Raw genomic sequence first — 18181 nt, 5'->3', positions numbered from 1 at the left:
GCGAAGGGATTGCAGCACATGTGTGGAGCGAAGGCCGGCGGCCCCGACGCGTCGGGCGCGAAGCCCGGTGAGACCACGATCCAGGGTTCGGTGACCCGCGACGGCGAGCCGGTGACCGGCTACGTGCGGCTGCTGGACGCCGATGGCGAGTTCACCGCCGAGGTGCCCACGTCCGCGACCGGACAGTTCCGCTTCTACGCGGCCGAGGGCACGTGGACCGTACGGGCCCTGGTGCCCGGCGCAACCGCCGACCGGACGGTCGTGGTGAGCGAGAAGGGCGCGCTGACGGAGGTCGCCATCGCCGTCTGAGAAACGCCGCGGGGCGCCCGAAGGGCGCCGCCGATCGGGCCGGAGGGCCGCACCCCGGGGTTGGACGCCGTGAGGGAGGGTGCGGCCCTTCGTGCCGTCTCCGGGCCGTCGTCGCGCCGGCCGCCCCGCGGACGTACGGTGAAGAGGTGTACGCGCGGCGACGTCACCTCTACTTCGCCATGATGGGCACCTGCATCGGGCTGTTCGTCCTGGCGTGGGCCGTGGTGCGGCTCTGGTCGGTGCCGGCGGCGGTGGGGCTGTGCCTGTTCGCCATGGTCATCCCGCCGGTCGCGGCGATCGTGGCCAACCGCCGCGGCCCGGACGACCGCTGGTGGGACGACCCGTCCGGCGACCCGAAGTCCGACGAGTGGTGGGACGAGCTGGACGGGAAGCGGAAGCAGCCGCCCGACCAGTGGGGCCGCTGAGACACGTCAGTAGACGAGCGCCTGCACGCCGTCCGCCATCGCCTCGCTCACGAACACCTGCGCGCCCGCGATCCGCGCACCCTCGATGAGGTCCTTCTCCTCGATCCCGCGCCGCGCCGCGCACTGCGTGCACAGCGTGATCAGGCCGCCGGCGGCGCGGATGCCCTCGATCAGGTCCGGCAGCGGGGCCGCGTGCGGCAGCTCGAACTCCGCCGCCCGGCCCGGCAGCGCGAACCACGACGACTCGCCGGTCAGCCACAGCGACACCTCGACGCCGCTGGCCGCCGCCACGGCCGCCACCGTGAACGCCTGCGAGCACCGCTCGGGCGCGTCCGCGCCCGCCGTCACCTTGATCACGAGCTTCTTCGCCATGCCGTCACTCTAGGCGCAGCCCAAACCCGCACGCGCCGCGCCGGGCCCGGCCGACTAGACTCGGCGGCGGTCCGTACATTCCTCACTCCGAACGAGGAGCGCGCTCGTGCTTGAGGCAGTCTTCACCACCCTGCTGGTCCTGGTCGCCGTCGGCGTTCTCGCCTTCGCGGGCCTGACCTGGAAGAAGCTGTACCAGGGCCAGCGCTGAGCCGGTCGTCCGCACGCACCCCCTACAGATCGCCTGAGCTCATGATCGAGATTCCGTCCGACCTCCACCCCGACCTGGTGCCCCTGGTCTTCCTCCTCGGCAAGTGGGAGGGTGCCGGCGTCGCCGACTTCCCCGGTGCCGAGAAGTGCAACTTCGGCCAGGAGCTCTCCTTCACCCACGACGGCCGGGACTTCCTCGAGTACGTCTCGCACACCTGGGTGCTCGACTCCGAGGGCAAGAAGGTGCGCCCGCTGGAGACCGAGAGCGGCTACTGGCGGATCGACAAGGACCGCAAGGTCGAGGTCGTCATGATCCGCGACCAGGGCATCGTCGAGGTCTGGTACGGCGAGCTGGCCGACAAGAAGCCGCAGATCGACCTGGCCACCGACGCGGTGGCACGCACGGCCGCCTCCGGCCCGTACTCCGGCGGCAAGCGCCTGTACGGGTACGTCAAGGGCGACCTGCTGTGGGTCGGCGAGAAGGCCACCCCCGAGGTGCCGCTGCGGCCGTACATGTCGGCCCAGCTGAAGAAGGTCCCCGACCTCCAGTCGTGGGCGGCGAGCCTGCCGGAGGACATGCCCGACGGCGTGGCCTTCTTCCGCGAGGACGGCACCCCGTTCGACCCGACGGCCGGCGTCGAGTCCCCGGCCGACAAGCCGGACGACAAGTAAGCACGCGCGTCACACCAGCAGCACCACCACGCCCCGCGGGGGAAGTCCGGTGAGAATCCGGCGCTGACCCGCAACGGTAAGCGGGCGGAGGCAAGCCTCTACGCACCTGCGTAAGCCTCCGCCCGTGAGCCCGATCGCCCGCGGCGCGTGCGGCTCGCACGAGCACTTCCCGCACACTCGCCGTGGACTGCGAGGGAGGGACCCACCGGCGGCGGCACACCTCGCGCCCCGGACCGGGGCGCCCTGCTACCCGTACGGACGCGGCCCGACGACAGCGAGGCCGTCCCCGTGGCGCCACCCGCCCCCCCGCCGCGTCCCCCTCCTGCCCCTCCTCTGCGCGCTGACCGCCGCGCTCCCCCTGTCGGTGCTGTGCTGCACCGCGCTCGGCGCCTCCGGCGTCGGCTGGGGCGACACCCTCCACTACCTCTGGGCGGGCCTGACCGGCGGAACGATCCGGCAGGACGAGGTCGCCGCCTACACCATCGTCTGGGAGCTGCGCCTCCCCCGGGCCCTGCTCGCCGCCGTCGTGGGCGCCGGGCTGGCCGCCGTCGGCGTCGGCGTGCAGGCCATGGTCCGCAACGCCCTCGCCGACCCGTTCGTGCTCGGCATCTCCTCCGGCGCCGCCGTCGGCGCCAACGCCGTCCTCCTCTTCGGCGCCCTCGGCTCGCTGGGCGTCTGGGCGCTGTCCGGCGCCGCCTTCGCCTCCGCCCTCGCCGCCATGACCCTCGTCTACGCGGTGGCCCGCACCGCCCACGGGCTGACGCCGCTGCGGCTCGTCCTGACCGGCAGCGCCATGTACTACGCGTTCTCCGCCGTCACCACGCTCATGGTCTTCAGCGCCGACCGCGGCGAGGCCGCCCGCTCCGCCATGATGTGGCTGCTCGGCAGCCTCGGCGGCGCCACCTGGTCCTCGCTGCCCATCGCCGCGGCCGCCGTGCTGGCCGGCACCGGCTGGCTGCTGTGGTCCGCCCGCGGCCTGAACGCACTGGCCATGGGCGACGAGACGGCCGCCGCCCTCGGCGTCGACGCGGTACGGCTGCGCCGCGGCCTGTTCCTCGTCACGGCCGCCGTCACCGGCGCCGTGGTCGCCGTCAGCGGCGCCATCGGCTTCGTCGGGCATATGGTCCCGCACGTCACCCGCATGCTCGTCGGCGCCGGCCACCGCCGCGTCCTGGCCGTGGCGCCACTGCTGGGCGCGGTGCTGCTGGTCTGGGTCGACCTGGTGTCCCGGCTGCTGCTGGCGCCCGTGGAACTGCCCGTCGGCGTGATCACCGCCCTGATCGGGGTGCCCGGCTTCGTACTGCTGATGCGGCGGCGCGGCTACGTCTTCGGGGGGTCGTGACCGTGCGCGTCGACATCGAGGGCCTGGCCGTCGACATCGCCGGGACCCGGCTGCTGGAGGACGTGACGCTGCGGGCCGGCAGCGGCCGGGTCGTCGGCCTGGTCGGCCCCAACGGCAGCGGCAAATCGACCCTGTTGCGCTGCGTCTACCGGGCGCTGCGGCCGGCCGCCGGCCGGGTGCTGCTCGACGGCGACGACCTGCACGCGCTGACCGCGCGCGAGGGCGCCCGGCGCCTGGCGGCGCTGCCGCAGGAATCGGCGAGCGAGTTCGACTTCACCGCCGCCGAGGTGGTGGCCATGGGCCGGCTGCCGCACCAGAGCGCCGCCGGGCGCGCCTCGGCCGCGGACGCCGCGGCGTGCGCGGCGGCGCTGGCGCAGGTGCGCGCCGCGCACCTGGCCGAGCGCGGCTTCCTCACGTTGTCCGGCGGCGAGAAGCAGCGCGTGCTCATCGCCCGCGCGCTCGCCCAGCAGCCGCGCGTCCTGGTGCTCGACGAGCCCACCAACCACCTGGACATCGCGCAGCAGCTGGAGGTCCTGGCGCTGGTGCGCGGCGCGGGCCCCACCGTCCTCGCGGCGCTGCACGACCTCAACCTCGCCGCCGGCCACTGCGACGTGCTGTGCGTGGTGGCGGGCGGCCGCGTCGTGGCCTCGGGACCGCCGCACGACGTGCTCACCGACGAGCTGCTGGCGGAGGTGTTCGGCGTCCGGGCGCACCGGGTGCCGCACCCGGCCACCGGAGCGCCGCACCTGCTGTTCGACCGCCTGCCGCCTACCGGGGGGACCCCTGATGCACAGCCGTAGCCGACCCGTCCGTAGCGCCCTGACCCTCCTCTGCGCGCTGACCCTGACGGCCTGCGGGGCCAAGGTCGTGGAACCGGCCGCGGAGAAGCCGTCGGCCGGCGGCCACTACCCCGTCACCGTCGAGAACTGCGGCGTGCGGACCACGTACGACAAGGCGCCCGAGCGCGTGGTGACCAACGACGTGGGCATCGCCGAGATCATGTTCGCGCTGGGCCTGGAGGACCGGATGGCCGGCTACGTGGCGCCCGACTACCGCACCGGCCGCACCGACCCCGGCCGCGAGGAGGTGCCCTGGCAGGACGGCTACCGGAAGGTGAAGTGGCTGTCGAAGAAGGAGATCACCAAGGAGCTCGTCCTCGACGCCCGCGCCGACCTGGTCTTCGCGGGCTGGAACTACGGCTTCGGCGAGGGCAACGGCCTCACGCCCGCCGCGCTGAAGAAGCTGGGCGTCGGCTCGTACGTGCTCACCGAGTCCTGCCGCAACGGCACCGGCGGGTCCGGCGTCACCGGCGGGGCCGCGCGCGGCGTGATGCCGCCGCTGGAGGCGCTCTACACGGACCTGGAGGCGCTGGGGCGGATCTTCCACGTCGAGGACCGGGCGCGGCGCCTCGTCGCGGACTTCCGGCAGCAGGTGGCGCGGGCGCAGGCGGGCGTGCCGAAGGACGGGCGGGCGCCGCGGGTGTTCCTCTACGACGACGGGCAGGACAAGCCCGTCACGGCGGGTGCCTTCGCCGGGCCGCACGACATCATCACGAAGGCCGGCGGCGACCACGTGATGAAGGACCTGAAGGACTCGTGGGTGACGGTGGGCTGGGAGAGCGTCGTCGAGCGCGACCCGGAGGTCATCGTCGTCAACAACTACGGGTCGGTGAGCGCCGAGCAGAAGAAGGAGTTCCTGCTGTCGTACCCGCCGCTGGCGAACGTCTCGGCCGTGAAGAACAAGCAGATCTTCGTACTGGACTACGTGGACCTGGTGGAGAGCCCCCGCAACCCGTCCGCGATCGCCGCCCTCGCCCGCTACCTGAACGGCGTTCGGGACCACTGACACCGCACGGCCCTAGACTGGGAGCGTGGTGGACACCGACTGGCAGAGCGATCTCCGCAAGCGCGGCTACCGGCTGACCCCGCAGCGCCAGCTCGTCCTGGAGGCCGTCGACCGGCTCGAGCACGCGACGCCGGACGACATCCTCACCGAGGTCCGCAGGACCGCGGGCGGGGTGAACATCTCGACCGTGTACCGGACGCTGGAGCTGCTGGAGGAGCTCGGCCTGGTCAGCCATGCCCACTTGGGGCACGGTGCGCCCACGTACCACCTCGCGGACCGGCACCACCACATACACCTGGTCTGCCGCGACTGCACCGGCGTGATCGAGGCCGACCTGTCCGTGGCCGAGGAGTTCACCGCCCGGCTGCGCGACGACTTCGGCTTCGACACGGACATGAAGCACTTCGCGATCTTCGGCCGGTGCTCCGGCTGCGCCGCGAAGGCCGCGGGGAAGACCACGGGCAAGGCCGCCGGGACGGGCCCCGGGGCGGGCCCCGGGACGGCCCCCGGGAAGGCCGCCGCCCCTTCGTCGTAGCGCCGCCGTAGGCTTGCCGCATGCTGCGTCATTCGAAGAGCCCTCTGCTGTCGCTGCCCGGCGCCGTTCCCGCCGAGGGCCCGGACGAAGGCGTCGCCGCGCACTACGGCGATCCGTTCCGCGAGCAGCGCGCCCTCGCGGACGGGTCCGGCTTCGTGGACCTCTCGCACCGCGGCGTCGTCACCGTCTCCGGCCCCGAACGGCTGAGCTGGCTGCACCTGCTCCTCACCCAGCACGTGAGCGAGCTGCCGCCCCACCAGGCCGCGCAGGCCCTGATCCTCTCCCCGCACGGCCACGTCGAGCACTTCCTGTACCTGGTGGACGACGGGGAGACGACGTGGGCGCACGTCGAGCCCGGCACGCAGGACGCGCTGATCGCCTACCTGGAGAGCATGAAGTTCTTCTACCGGGTGGAGGTCGCCGACCGCACGGACGCGTACGCCGTCGTCCACCTGCCGGCCGGCTCGATCGCCGAGGCGCCGGCCGACGCGGTCGTCCGCGAGACGCCGCACGGCCGCGACCTGTTCCTGCCGCGCGCCGCGCTGCCGGACTTCGCGGCCGCGCACGGCCCGGCGGCGGGCAGCCTGGCGTACGAGGCGCTGCGCGTCGAGGCGCGGCGGCCGCGGCTGGGCCTGGAGACCGACCACCGCACGATCCCGCACGAGCTGGGCCTGATCGGTGAGGCGGTGCACCTGCAGAAGGGCTGCTACCGCGGCCAGGAGACGGTGGCGCGCGTCCACAACCTGGGGAAGCCGCCGCGCCGCCTGGTCTTCCTGCATCTGGACGGCAGCGAGGTCACCCTCCCGGCCCACGGCGCCCCGGTCCGCCTGGCGTCGGACGGCCCGGAGGGCCGCCAGCTGGGCTTCGTGACGACGTCGGCGCGCCACCACGAGCTGGGGCCGATCGCGCTGGCGCTGGTGAAGCGGAACGTGCCGGTGGACGCCCCGCTGCTGGTCGGGGAGGGCACGGCGGCGGCGCAGGAGGTCGTGGTCGAGCCGTAGAGCAGGCCTCGGCAGGACCGGTCAGACCTCCAGCAGGACCGTGAACGGGCCGTTGTTCGTCAGCGACACCTTCATGTCCGCCCCGAAGCGGCCCGTCTCCACCCGCGCGCCCAGCGCGCGCAGCTGCGCGACGACCTCGTCGACGAGCGGCTCGGCCACCGGCCCCGGCGCCGCCGCGTTCCACGTGGGGCGGCGCCCCTTCCGCGCGTCACCGTAAAGCGTGAACTGCGAGATCACCAGCAAGGGTGCCCCCACGTCCGAGCAGGACTTCTCTTCCTCCAGGACCCGCAGGGACCAGAGCTTCCGCGCCAGCTGGGCCGCCTGCTGCGGCGTGTCGTCGTGCGTCACGCCGACCAGCACGCACAGCCCCTCGCCGAGGATCTCCCCGACGGTCTCCCCGTCGACGACGACCCGCGCCCCGTCCACTCTCTGCACCACCGCACGCATACGGACCATGATGCACTGCGCCCGTACGGGTTCGTTCGGGCGGAGAGGCCCTGCGCCCGGGGCGTACGGAATGGCACGATGCGTGCAGGCGGTGCCGAAGGTCCACCCGCACACCGCCCGAGGGGACGGAACCGCATGACCACACCCACCGAGGACGCATCCGGCACGGCACTGCCCGAGCTCAAGAACCTCAAGGACCTCAAGGCAGTGGACAGCTTGCACGCCAGACCCCCGAGCCAGCGCTCCGGGCCCCTGGCGGACGTCCCCGGCCGCCGGCTGCCGGAGCTGCGCCTGGCGGAGCTGCGCGCGATGCGCCGCGAGGCGCAGCGCGAGGAGGCGGACCTGAGCTATGTGCGCCGGCTGCTGCAGGGCCGGATCGACATCCTGCGGGCCGAGCTGGCGCGCCGGACGGCGCCCGGCGCGCCGGCGGTGGAGCGGCTGCTGGTCGAGCGCCTGACGGAGATCCTCGCCGACGGCCCCTCCGCGCACCGTTCGTCGGCGCGGCACGTGACGTTGCGGACGCCGCGCAGCGAGGAGTACCGCCGGCTGGCCGACGACATGCTGGGCGAGGTGCGCCTGTCCGATCTGGGTGCCCGTACCGACCAGGAGCTCCAGGAGGGGCTGGGCCGGCTGGCGGCGTACGAGCGGCAGGTGTCGTTCCGGCGGCAGCGGGTGCAGCGCACGGCCGACGACTGCAGTGCGGAGATCGCCCGCAGGTACCGCGAGGGGGAGGCACAGGTCGACGACCTCCTCTCGTGACGCGGGTGCCTCCGGGGCCACACCCGCTGGAAGACCGTGTTCCGCCTTGCTGACGGCCGTACGAAAAACGCGTGCGCGCGGCGCGGGGCGGCCTCTAGCGTTTCTTTATGAGCGCCCAGATCCGCACGGTCGAAGAGCCCGACGTCCCCAACTGGATGCGCGCGGTGCGCACCGGTTTCCTCATCCCCTCGCCGGTCACGAAGGAAGACGTCGAGATACGCCGGCCGGGCATGGACCTGGACCGGACGCTCGGGGCCTTCGACGCCGGCCGCTGCGTCGCCACCCTGCGCAGCTTCTCCCAGCAACTGACCGTCCCGGGCGGCGCGAGCATCACCGCCGACGCCATCAGCGCCGTCACCGTCTCGCCCACGCACCGCCGCCGCGGCCTGCTCTCCGGCATGATCGGGCAGGACCTGCTGGCCGCCAAGGAGCGCGGCGACACCGCCGCCACCCTCATCGCCGCCGAGTACCCCATCTACGGCCGCTACGGCTTCGGCCCCGCCACCTCGGCCACCGAGTGGGAGGTGGACATCGCCCGCGCCGGCCTCGGCCGCCGCCACGCGGGCCCCGGCGACGGCGGCCGGCTGGACTTCGCCGACGACGCGGACGTCCGCGAGCTCGGCCCCGGCCTGCACGAACGGGTCCGCGCCCAGCGGCACGGCGTCATCGACCGCAGCACGCGCTGGTGGGCCTTCGCCACCGGCGAACTGACGGACACCACGAGCCCGCGCCGGGAACGGTTCACCGTCCTCTACCGCTCCGCCGCCGGCAGCGTCGACGGCCTGCTGACCTACAGCGTCGACTCCACGTGGGAGAGCAAGCAGCCCCGCTGCTCCGCCGCCGTCAGCGACCTGCTCGCCGTCGACGTGCAGGCCGAACGGGCCCTGTGGCACTACCTCCTGTCGGTCGACTGGCTGACGCGCTTCACCTCCGGCATGCGCGCCCCCGACGACCTGCTGCCGCTGCTGCTGCCCGACCCGCGCGCCGCCCGCGTCGTCACGCAGGGCGACTACCTGTGGCTGCGCCCCCTGGACGTACCGGCGCTGCTCGCCGCCCGTACGTACGCCACCGAGGGCAGCCTCGTCCTCGACGTCACCGACCCCCTGGGCCTGGCCGGCGGGCGCTTCCTGCTGGACGCCGGCCCGGACGGCGCCCACTGCGCGCCCACCGCCCGCCCGGCCGACCTCACGCTGACCGTCGACGCCCTCGGCTCGCTCTCCCTGGGCGACGAGTCCGCCGCCCGGCTGGCCGCGCTGGGCCGCGTGGAGGAGAAGCGGCCGGGTGCCGCCGCCCGGGCCGACCTGCTGCTGCGCACGGCCCGGCGGCCGTGGTGCCCGGACCTCTTCTGAGGCCCTGAAGGGCGCGCAAGGGAGGCGTTGAGACGTGGGTCACGGTTCACCGGACGCCGCTTGACCTCAACCATGGTTGAGGAACGAGGCTCTTCACCAAGCGAACCGGTGCTCCCCGGGCGGCGAACGAACCCCCGGGGAGCACCGCGCCCACACCCCCACCTCCCGCACGCCCGCGACCACTTGGAAGGCCACCGCCATGCCCGAGACCACGCCCTACCGCCTCGCCGTCATCGTCTCCTCCACCCGCGAGGGCCGCTTCGGCACGACGGTCGCCCAGTGGCTCGCCGCCCAGACCGCGCAGCGCCCCGAGATGGACGTCGACGTCATCGACCTCGCCGACCACCCGCTGCCGGTCCAGCTCAGCAACGACCCCTCCCCCGAGGCCGCCGCCGAACTCGCCAAGGTCACGCCGCGGCTGGCCGAGGCCGACGCCTTCATCGTCATCACGCCCGAGTACAACCACAGCTACCCGGCGCCCCTGAAGAACCTCATCGACTGGCACTACACCCAGTGGCAGGCCAAGCCCGTCGCGTTCGTCTCGTACGGCGGCCTCTCCGGCGGCCTGCGCTCCGTCGAGCACTTGCGCCCCGTCTTCGCCGAGCTGCACGCCGTGACCATCCGCGAGACGGTCAGCTTCCACAGCCCCTGGGGCCAGTTCGACGAGACGGGCCGCCACCACGACGAGGAGGCCGGCCAGACCGCCGCGAACGCCGCCAAGACGATGCTCGACCAGCTCACCTGGTGGGCCGTGTCGCTCCGCGAGGCCCGCGCGGTGCGCCCTTACGGCAAGTGAACGGGGCTCCCCGGGTCTAGGCGGCCTCCGCCGGGACCATCACGTGCTGTGCCAGACCGCCGTCGACCGCGAGCTTCACCCCGGTGGTGAACGTCGCGTCGACGGCGAGGAACAGCGCCGCCCGCGCCACCTCGTCCGCCGAGCCGTGCCGGCGCATCGGCGTGGTGGCGTCCCCGATCGCCCGGAAGTGGTCCTGCTCCTCCGGCGACAGGCCCGCCACGCCCATCGTCGGGGTGTCGATGAAGCCGGGGCTCACCGCGTTCACCCGGATGCCACGGCCCACCAGCTCGGACGCCAGCACCTGGGCGAACGACCACAGCGCCGCCTTGGTGCCCGAGTAGACCGCCATCCCCGGGTAGCCCATGACGTCCGCCACGGACGTGGTGAACACGATCGACCCGCCCTCGCGCAGCAGCGGCAGCAGGCGCTGCACCGTGAAGAACGCGCCCTTCGTGTTCACCGAGAACTGGAAGTCGTACGACTCCTCGGTCACCTCGGAGACCGGCCCCAGCTCGGAGACGCCCGCGTTGACGAAGAGGTGGTCGACGTGGCCGAGGACCTTCCCGACCGTCCCGCCCAGGGCGGCGATGTCGCCCATGTCGGCCGCGTCGGACCGCACGACGTGCACGGCCGGGCCGAACTCGGCCTGAGCGGCGGCCAGGTTCTTCTCGTTGCGGCCGGTCAGCAGCACCTCGGCGCCCCCGGCGACCAGGCGCCGGGCGATGGCGAGACCCATGCCGATGGTGCCGCCGATGACGACGGCCTTCTTGCCCGCGTACTGCTGCGCGTTCTGCTCGTTGTTCTGCTTGTTCTGCTGCTCGTTGCTGTTCATGCTCCTACCTTTGCGGCGGCCGCTGTTGGTTTCCTGTCGGTCCGCTGCCGGTGGGCGGCAGGCGCGGGGTTAGGGTCGGCGCATGCTGTTCGGGGTGCTCGGCCCGCCGACCGTGTGGGACGAGGCGGGGGAACCGGTCGTGGTGGGCGAGGCGAAGGCCCGCGCCCTGCTCGCCCTGCTGCTCGCACACGAGGGACGGACGGTCTCCGCCGGCCGCCTGCTGGACGCCTTGTGGGGCGAGGACCTGCCCCGGCACCCCGCCAACGCCCTCCAGGGCAAGGTCTCGCAGCTGCGCCGCGCCCTCGGCCGTGACCGCGTGGAACGCCGCCCGCCCGGCTACCGGCTGCGCCTTGAGCCCGGCGAGACGGACGCGGACCGCTTCCGCACGCTGCTGGAACGGGCGCGGGACGGCTCCGGCACGGCGCGCGAGCGCGCGGACCGGCTGACGGAAGCACTCGCGCTGTGGCGCGGCCCCGCGTACGACGGGTACGCCGCGTCGTACCCCCTGGTGCGCACGGCCGCGCTCGGGCTGGAGGAACTGCGGCTGACGGCACTGGAGGACCGGGCCGAGGCCCGTCTGGAACTCGGCGAACACCCCGTCCTCTGCGCCGAACTGGGCGAACTGGTGGCCCGGCACCCGCTGCGCGAGCGACTGCGCGGCCTCCAGCTGCGGGCGCTGTACGGCGCGGGACGGCAGAGCGAGGCCCTGGCCTCGTACGCGGACCTGCGCAACCGTCTCGCCGACGAGCTCGGCCTCGACCCGGGCCCCGAACTGGCCGCGCTGCACCAGCGGATCCTCACCCAGGACCTGGAACCGGGGGCCACCGTCCAGGACCGGCCCCGCGCCCACCTCCCCGCGCCCCTCACCGGCCTCGTGGGCCGGGAGGCGGCCGTCGCGGAGACGGCCGCGCTGCTGGCGGGCGTACGGCTCGTGACGCTCACCGGGCCCGGCGGCGTCGGCAAGACCGCGCTCGCGGTCGAGGCGGCGGCCCGCTTCGCGGAGCGGTACGCGGCCGACTGCCCCGACGGCGTGTGGTTCGTCGAACCGGCCGGACGCCACGAGGGCCCCGGCGGCACGGACAGCCTCGCCGAAGTGCTCGCCGGCGCCCTGGGCGTACGGGACGACGGCACGACCGGCGCCGCGGAACGCCTGGCGGCCGCCCTGCGCGGCCGGCGGGCACTGCTCGTCCTCGACAACTGCGAACAGGCAGCCGACGCCGCCGCCCGCCTCGTCGCGCTGCTCCTGCGCACCGCGCCGGGCCTGCGCGTCCTGGCGACCAGCCGCGAACCCCTGGGCCCGGCCGCCGAGACCGTACGCGTGGTGGAGCCGCTGCCGCAGGACGACGCGGTACGGCTGTTCGCGGCGCGGGCCGCGGCCGCCGCGCCCGGCTTCGCCCTGGACGGGCACACGCGCGGGGCCGTCGAGGAGATCTGCCGCCGCCTGGACGGGCTGCCGCTGGCCCTGGAACTCGCCGCCACGCGCGTGCGCGCGCTGGGCGTGCACGAGCTGGCCGGGCGGCTCGACGACCGGTTCCGGCTGCTGGGCGGCGGCCGGCGCGGCGTACCGGAGCGGCAGCAGACGCTGCGCGCCGTCATCGACTGGAGCTGGGAGCTGCTGCCCGCGCCGGAGCGCATCGTGCTGCGCCGCCTGTCCGTGCACGCCGACGGCTGCTCGACGGCGGCGGCCGAGGCGGTGTGCGCCGGCGAGGGCGTGGCGCGCGAGGACGTGGTGGAGCTGCTGGCCCGGCTGGTCGACCGGTCGCTGGTGGTGGCCGTGCCCGACGGCCCGTACGGGACGCGGTACCGGCTCCTGGAGTCGGTGGCCGCGTACGCCGCGGAGCGCCTGCGCGAGGCGGAGGACCCGGCCGCCGTACGCGCCCGTCACCTGCGGCACTACACGGCGCTGGCCGAGGAGGCCCGCCCCGGGCTCCGCGGCCCGCGGCAGGGCGAGTGGCTGCGGCGCCTGGACACCGACGGCGCCAACCTGCGGGCGGCGCTGGACACGGCGGCCGACCTGGGCGACGGCGCCTCGGCGGCCCGCCTGGTGGCGGCGCTGTCGTGGTACTGGCTGCTGCGGGGGCGCCTGAACGAGGCGCGGAGGCGCGCGGAAGCGGCCCTGTCCCTGCCGGGGGCGACGGACGACGTCCGGGCCCTGCACGGCGGCTTCGCGCTGCTGACGGGGCAGCGCGTGCCCCTCGTACGGCCGGCGGAGGGCGCCGCCGAGGCGGAGTGGTTCCACGCGTACGCCCTCTTCCACACGGGCGAGCCGGCGGCGGCGGAGGCGCTGGCCGCACGGGCCCTGGCAGGCTTCGAGGCGGCGGGCGACCGCTGGGGCACGGCCGCGGTCCTCGGCCTGCGGTCGCTGACGGCACTGCTGCGGGGCGACGCGGCGGCACAACGGCGCGACGGGGAACGCAGCGCGGCGCTCTTCCGCGACCTGGGCGACCGCTGGGGAGAGCTCCAGAGCGTGGGAGCGCTGGCCCAGCTGGCGGAAATACGCGGCGACTACGCGGAGGCCGGGCGGCTGCTGACCACGGCCCTCGCCCACGCGGAGGAACTGGACCTGGGCCCCGAGCGGGTGTTCACACGGTCCCGCCTCGGCCGGGTGGCCCTCCTCACCGGCGACCACGACCGCGCCCGTGAGCTGCACGAACGGGCCCGGCGCGACGCGGCGGAGCAGGGCTTCAAGTTCGGTGAGGTGCACGCCGAACTGGGCCTGGCCCTCACCCTGCGCCGCCAGGGCGCCCCGGCGGCCGCGGAGCCGCTGCTGCGGCGCATCCACGACTGGTACCGCGAGGTGTCGGAGGAGGGCGGCAACGCGCTGGTCCTCGCCGAACTGGGCTTCATCGCCGAACTCCGCGGCGACGTCACGTCCGCGTACGCCCACCACCACGAGGCCCTCCGCGCCGCCCACGCCCTGGGCGACCCCCGCGGCATGGCCCTCCCCCTGGAGGGCCTGGCCGCCACCACGCTTCTTGCGGGCCACCCGTCCCGCGCGGCAGCACTCCTGGGCGCGGCCGCCGCAGCCCGCGCGGCAGCGGGCGCCCCGCTGCCGGCGGCCGAGCGGGGCGACGTGGACCGGGTGACGTCGGGGGCACGGGAGGCGCTGGGGAAGGACGGGTACGAGGCGGCGTACGAGGCGGGTTGGGCGCGGGGATGGCACGAGGTGGTGCGGGAGGTACTGGAGTGTCCCGATACGGTGGGGCACACCATCTGACGATCGGGGGGTTTGTCTCATGAACGTGTCCCGCATAGCGACGGCCGTGGCAACGGCCGTCATCGCACCGGCGGCACTGCTGGCGGTGCCGGCTGCGGCTGCGGAGCAGCCGGCCGGAACGACGCAGACGCAGACTTCGGAGAAGAAGGAGGCGCCGCGCGAAGCAACGATCAGAGTCAAGGAGTACCCCAAGGAACTGGTGGCCGGGGGCGACTGGGCGTACTTCACGTTCGTCGTGGACAACAGAGGCGGCGAGCGCATCGACCCCTTCCAGACCACCTTCCTGCTCAACAGCCTGGGGAAGACCGACCCCAAGGCCGACAACAAGCACCAGCTGGAGGTGAAGCAGAAGGACGGCACCTGGAAGGACCTGATGGACCCGCGCCACGGCTCGGTCGTCATCGGCACCCTCAAGGGTGACCCGATGGACAAGGACGAGGTCCGGACCATCGAACTCCGCACCAAGCTGACGTCCGACTTCCCCAAGGGCAAGGCGAACGTCCTCATCGACATCTCGGGGACGGAGGTGAACCGGCTGAAGCGGCTCGAGGTGGTGTCGAAGCCCACGGGCAACTCGCCTTCGCCGACCACCACCACGTCGCAGTCGCCGAGCCCCACGCACTCGACGTCGCCCTCCCCCACCGCCTCGACCTCGGCCAAGCCCACGGCATCGCCGTCGGCCTCGGCGACGGCGTCGGCATCGCCGTCCGTGTCGGCATCCGCGTCCGCGTCGGCGTCCGCCACCACCGGCACCGGAACGGGCACGGGTACGGGCACGGGTACGGGCACCGGCGGCACCGTCGCCCAGGGCAGCAACGGCGCCCTGGCGACCACCGGCGCGGGCTCCGCCACGCCGTGGATCGTCGGCGGCAGCGCGGCGGCCCTCGCGGCCGGCACGGTGCTGGTGGTCAAGACGCGCCGCCGCACAGCGGACAACTGACGACCGACCGGGTATCGTTGCGCCCTACAGCGGAACCGCGACCGAGGAGGTGAGACCCATCAACGCCATGTCAGGCAGGGTGCTCACCGACCCCGAACCCTAGAAGCGCAGCGACGCACGCACCGGGAGAGCACCCTTCGGCAGCCACGCCACCGAAAGGTTTCTCCCGGATGTCCCTCGTCACCCGTCTCCGCTCCGCCGGCTGTGTCTTCGCGGAGGAGGAAGCGGAACTCCTGCTGTCCACCGCCCGTACCGCGACCGAGCTGGAGACCATGGCCGCCCGCCGGGTGGCCGGTCTCCCGCTCGAACACGTACTGGGCTGGGCCGCGTTCGCCGGCCTGCGCCTCGCCGTGGGGCCGGGCGTGTTCGTCCCGCGCCGCCGCACCGAGTTCCTGGTCCGGCAGGCGGCCACCCGCACCGCCCCCGGTGCGGTGGTCGTCGACCTGTGCTGCGGCTCGGGCGCGGTGGGCGCCGCGCTGGCGGCACGCCGCCCCGGCATCACGCTCCACGCCGCGGACCTCGACCCCGCGGCCACGTCCTGCGCCCGCCGCAACCTCGCGCCGTACGACGCGTACGTGCACGAGGGCGACCTGTACGCGGCCCTGCCGCCGGGCCTGCGCGGCACGGTCGACGTCCTCGTGGCGAACGCCCCGTACGTCCCCACGTCGGAGATCCCCCTCCTCCCCCCGGAAGCCCGCGACCACGAACCCCACCTCTCCCTGGACGGCGGCCCGGACGGCCTCACCCTCCACCGCCGCGTGGCGGAATCAGCCCAGGAGTGGCTGGCACCGACCGGCCACCTCCTGATCGAAACGAGCACCCACCAGGCCGCGGCGACCGCCGCCGCGATGAAGGCGGCGGGCCTGCGGACCCGGGTGACGACGTGCGAGGAACTGGACGCGACGGTGGTGATCGGTCAGGCGACGCCGGAGAGGTAGACGCGCGTGGTGCGCTCGTCCAGCCGGTGGACGTCGATGTCGACGTAGTTCAGCTCACCCTTGCAGTTGTCGTTGCACACCTGCGCCTCTCGTACGCCGTCGAGGGTGGCCGGGTCGGGAAGCCGGATACGGCGGAACTCCTCCCTCGGCTCGTCGGGGGAATGCCAGGGCTTCGGCCGGAGCCTCAGCCGGTCCTGCGGGACGAGCGCGCCCCGGACGTCGTCGACTGCGGCGGGTCGTCACTCAGTCCGTACCGCTCAGGTAGACGCGGCTGTTCCGGTCGTCGAGGCGGTGGACCGCCACTTCCAGCGAGTCGAGGTGTGCCTTGTTGCAGTCGAGGCACACCCAGCCCGCTCGCACGTCCTTCAGCGTGTCCGGCTCCGGGAGACCGAGGTGCGCAAAACCGGTCGAGTCTCCGGAGGACTTCGTCTCTGCGCCCTTGAGAGGGAGCTTGGGCTTCAGCTCCCTCTCGGGCGAGAGCCCTTCGACAAAGGCATCGGCCCGCTCGGTGGGTACGGTGAATGCCAGCATCAGCACGTCGTCCTGCCAGCCTCTCAGCACGGCGGCGCGGGCATCGGTGGCACCGGCGGGCAGCGTGATCTCCATCTGCCGGCTCACACTGGCGGGCGTCGCGTCCTTGTCCCAGTTGGGACTCCGCAGATCGCCGTCTGACGAACACCCGGCCAGGCCACCGACAACAGCGGCAACCAAGATTCCGGCCGCTCCGGGCCGCCACGGTCTCCTCCCCGTCCGACCGGTAGTGCTCGTCATCGTGCGTCTCCGTTGCGTGCGATGTCGGTTCGTGTTCCGTCCCGGCCCGGATCGGCCGGCGGGCTGGGGAGAGCCCCTGGATTTCCAAGGTCGTAGTGCTGCAGTGACCCGCTGCCGCGCATGTCGTATTCCTTGGCGAGGCCGGTGGTGTGCAGACGCGCCATGTCCGCGTCCGTCATGGTCGTCGGGCCGACCTTCGTGGACTTGCCGGGGTCCCAGTTGTAGCGGTCCCATACGTTGACCTGGTAATCCAGGCTCACCTTGGGCTTGCCGTCCTCGCCCGGGACGACGGTCACGACGCCGGTGGTGTTCGCGTTGGCCGACCCGACCGCGTAGAACCAGTTCAGGTCCCGGTGCTTGTACTTGCCGCGTTCCGACTCCACCGGGATGACGACCGGCCGTCCGCCCGACTTCTCGAATTCCTCCAGGCCCTTTTGCCGCCACTCGGCCGCATTCTCGGCCAAGGTGCCTTGGGCACAGGCCCGCAGCGCTTGGTCGTCCGTGAGCATGCGGTCGACATCGAGTTCGATGGGCGTCCCTGTACCCCTGAGATAGTGGTCCATATTCCGCGCGGCGTCCGTGTAGCCCTTGAAATCGCCACCCACCGACATGGCATTGGCCTGGGCCAGAACCCAGTAGTCGTGTTTTCCGGGCGACTCCACGTCGTAGGCACCGGCCCCCTCGTCGGGCCGGACCCGCATAATGCGCGGTGCCAGAACCCCCGCCTCCAGCAACCCCTTCCGCTGCTTCTCCCACAGCTTCGCCCGTGCCTCCGGGCTCAGCGACTCCCACAGCCGCCGCAGTTCGCCCTTCTGTTCCTTGCTCGCGTGGCCGCCCTTCGCCGCCAGGTTCAGTGCCCGCGGCAGCATGTCCTCGTCGAGCGACGTGTACCGCGCATGACCCGCGTTGTACGGGTCATTGCCGTGGCTCGCCTGCAACGCGCGCGTGGCCGCCGCGTCCACCTCGGCCGCGTGGCGGACCAGGTCGGCGAGCGTTTCGGCGTACCACTGCATCTTCTCCTTGTTCTTCTCCTCGGTCGGCTTGACCGTGCAGACCGCCTCCGTCACGCGGATCGCGCCGCCCTGGCCCTCCATGACCACGAAGCCGTCCTCGCCCGCGTCCTTCGTCAGCGCCTTGGCGCGGCGTTGCAGGCCCGTCAGCTCCGTGTGGGCGTCCTGGACGACCCTCCATATGCTTTCCGCCTCGTGGTGGAGGTCCTCGACCTCCACCACCGTCTTTCCGACGAAACCTTTCGTCACCGTGGCGTTCGCACCGGCCCACGCCGCGCCGTCCGCCTTCGCCTTGAGGCCGTCCCTCGCCTGCCGGGCGAGTTTCTCCAAGGCTTCGGTCACCTTCTTCCAGTCCGACACGGCAGTACCGAGCTTGCCGAGGTCGACCTGCATCAAATCCCCGTAGTTCACGCC

General features: G+C 73.4%; 18 protein-coding genes and 1 pseudogene. 14 read left to right on the top strand and 5 right to left on the bottom strand.

Annotated features, from left to right (window positions below):
* Nucleotides 1-18: 18 nt before the first annotated feature.
* Entirely contained in the window at nucleotides 19-309 is a 291-nt protein-coding gene (locus tag IE305_RS14380; RefSeq protein ID WP_190129950.1) for a DUF1416 domain-containing protein, read from the top strand.
* Between the two features lie 134 nt (nucleotides 310-443).
* Nucleotides 444-734: pseudogene (locus IE305_RS33775) on the top strand (DUF3099 domain-containing protein); the annotation flags it as partial.
* Nucleotides 735-740: 6 nt separating this feature from the next.
* On the opposite strand, the gene IE305_RS14370 reads toward IE305_RS33775, so the two are convergent.
* Complete coding sequence (locus tag IE305_RS14370) at nucleotides 741-1106, bottom strand: DsrE family protein (protein ID WP_190129948.1); 366 nt, start codon at nucleotides 1104-1106, stop codon at nucleotides 741-743.
* 249 nt (nucleotides 1107-1355) lie between these two features.
* Here IE305_RS14370 and IE305_RS14365 point away from each other — a divergent pair, with 249 nt between their 5' ends.
* The 6 genes from IE305_RS14365 to ygfZ all read left to right on the top strand — a co-directional run bounded on the left by IE305_RS14365 (nucleotide 1356) and on the right by ygfZ (nucleotide 6708).
* Nucleotides 1356-1985 carry a heme-binding beta-barrel domain-containing protein gene (locus IE305_RS14365; protein WP_190129947.1) on the top strand — a complete coding sequence of 210 codons (630 nt, stop codon included), beginning with the start codon at nucleotides 1356-1358 and terminating at the stop codon, nucleotides 1983-1985.
* A gap of 322 nt (nucleotides 1986-2307) precedes the next feature.
* Nucleotides 2308-3327 carry a FecCD family ABC transporter permease gene (locus tag IE305_RS14360; protein WP_190130314.1) on the top strand — a complete coding sequence of 340 codons (1020 nt, stop codon included), beginning with the start codon at nucleotides 2308-2310 and terminating at the stop codon, nucleotides 3325-3327.
* Nucleotides 3328-3329: 2 nt separating this feature from the next.
* Nucleotides 3330-4127, top strand: a complete 798-nt coding sequence (locus IE305_RS14355; protein ID WP_190130313.1) for an ABC transporter ATP-binding protein — start codon at nucleotides 3330-3332, stop codon at nucleotides 4125-4127.
* Nucleotides 4114-5172, top strand: a complete 1059-nt coding sequence (locus IE305_RS14350) for an ABC transporter substrate-binding protein (protein ID WP_190129946.1) — start codon at nucleotides 4114-4116, stop codon at nucleotides 5170-5172. Before IE305_RS14355 ends, IE305_RS14350 begins: the two co-directional genes overlap by 14 nt.
* Nucleotides 5173-5197: 25 nt before the next feature.
* Nucleotides 5198-5707, top strand: coding sequence for a Fur family transcriptional regulator (locus tag IE305_RS14345; protein WP_229890968.1), 510 nt, complete (start codon nucleotides 5198-5200; stop codon nucleotides 5705-5707).
* A gap of 20 nt (nucleotides 5708-5727) precedes the next feature.
* A complete protein-coding gene (ygfZ, locus tag IE305_RS14340; RefSeq protein WP_190129945.1) occupies nucleotides 5728-6708 on the top strand; it encodes a CAF17-like 4Fe-4S cluster assembly/insertion protein YgfZ in 981 nt (326 codons plus the stop codon).
* A 21-nt stretch (nucleotides 6709-6729) separates the two neighbouring features.
* Here the strand turns inward: ygfZ and dtd are convergent, their stop codons facing one another.
* Nucleotides 6730-7155, bottom strand: a complete 426-nt coding sequence (gene dtd, locus IE305_RS14335) for a D-aminoacyl-tRNA deacylase (RefSeq protein WP_190129944.1) — start codon at nucleotides 7153-7155, stop codon at nucleotides 6730-6732.
* 135 nt (nucleotides 7156-7290) lie between these two features.
* On the opposite strand from dtd, the gene IE305_RS14330 reads away from it, so the two are divergent.
* From IE305_RS14330 to IE305_RS14320, 3 genes are all read left to right on the top strand, one after another.
* Nucleotides 7291-7914 carry an RsiG family protein gene (locus tag IE305_RS14330; protein WP_229890966.1) on the top strand — a complete coding sequence of 208 codons (624 nt, stop codon included), beginning with the start codon at nucleotides 7291-7293 and terminating at the stop codon, nucleotides 7912-7914.
* A 107-nt stretch (nucleotides 7915-8021) separates the two neighbouring features.
* The gene (locus IE305_RS14325) at nucleotides 8022-9263 is read left to right on the top strand and encodes a GNAT family N-acetyltransferase (RefSeq protein WP_190129943.1); all 1242 of its coding nucleotides are present in this window, start codon (nucleotides 8022-8024) and stop codon (nucleotides 9261-9263) included.
* A 199-nt stretch (nucleotides 9264-9462) separates the two neighbouring features.
* A complete protein-coding gene (locus IE305_RS14320) occupies nucleotides 9463-10059 on the top strand; it encodes an NADPH-dependent FMN reductase (protein ID WP_190129942.1) in 597 nt (198 codons plus the stop codon).
* 16 nt (nucleotides 10060-10075) lie between these two features.
* Here the strand turns inward: IE305_RS14320 and IE305_RS14315 are convergent, their stop codons facing one another.
* The gene (locus IE305_RS14315; protein WP_190129941.1) at nucleotides 10076-10891 is read right to left on the bottom strand and encodes an SDR family oxidoreductase; all 816 of its coding nucleotides are present in this window, start codon (nucleotides 10889-10891) and stop codon (nucleotides 10076-10078) included.
* Nucleotides 10892-10973: 82 nt separating this feature from the next.
* Between IE305_RS14315 and IE305_RS14310 the strand changes: the two genes are divergently transcribed.
* The 3 genes from IE305_RS14310 to IE305_RS14300 all read left to right on the top strand — a co-directional run bounded on the left by IE305_RS14310 (nucleotide 10974) and on the right by IE305_RS14300 (nucleotide 15986).
* A complete protein-coding gene (locus IE305_RS14310; protein ID WP_190129940.1) occupies nucleotides 10974-14108 on the top strand; it encodes an AfsR/SARP family transcriptional regulator in 3135 nt (1044 codons plus the stop codon).
* Nucleotides 14109-14127: 19 nt separating this feature from the next.
* The gene (locus tag IE305_RS14305) at nucleotides 14128-15048 is read left to right on the top strand and encodes an LAETG motif-containing sortase-dependent surface protein (protein WP_190129939.1); all 921 of its coding nucleotides are present in this window, start codon (nucleotides 14128-14130) and stop codon (nucleotides 15046-15048) included.
* A 170-nt stretch (nucleotides 15049-15218) separates the two neighbouring features.
* Entirely contained in the window at nucleotides 15219-15986 is a 768-nt protein-coding gene (locus tag IE305_RS14300) for a putative protein N(5)-glutamine methyltransferase (RefSeq protein ID WP_190129938.1), read from the top strand.
* Between the two features lie 243 nt (nucleotides 15987-16229).
* Here IE305_RS14300 and IE305_RS14295 read toward each other — a convergent pair whose 3' ends face one another.
* Both IE305_RS14295 and IE305_RS14290 read right to left on the bottom strand, forming a co-directional pair.
* The gene (locus tag IE305_RS14295) at nucleotides 16230-16592 is read right to left on the bottom strand and encodes a hypothetical protein (protein ID WP_190129937.1); all 363 of its coding nucleotides are present in this window, start codon (nucleotides 16590-16592) and stop codon (nucleotides 16230-16232) included.
* 161 nt (nucleotides 16593-16753) lie between these two features.
* Nucleotides 16754-18178, bottom strand: a complete 1425-nt coding sequence (locus IE305_RS14290; RefSeq protein ID WP_229890964.1) for a hypothetical protein — start codon at nucleotides 18176-18178, stop codon at nucleotides 16754-16756.
* Nucleotides 18179-18181 lie beyond the last annotated feature (3 nt).

The organism is Streptomyces mashuensis, assembly GCF_014654785.1.
Taxonomy (GTDB): domain Bacteria; phylum Actinomycetota; class Actinomycetes; order Streptomycetales; family Streptomycetaceae; genus Streptomyces; species Streptomyces mashuensis.
The sequence above is the reverse complement of the archived record's forward strand: the minus strand, read 5'-3'. Positions and strand labels throughout refer to the sequence as shown.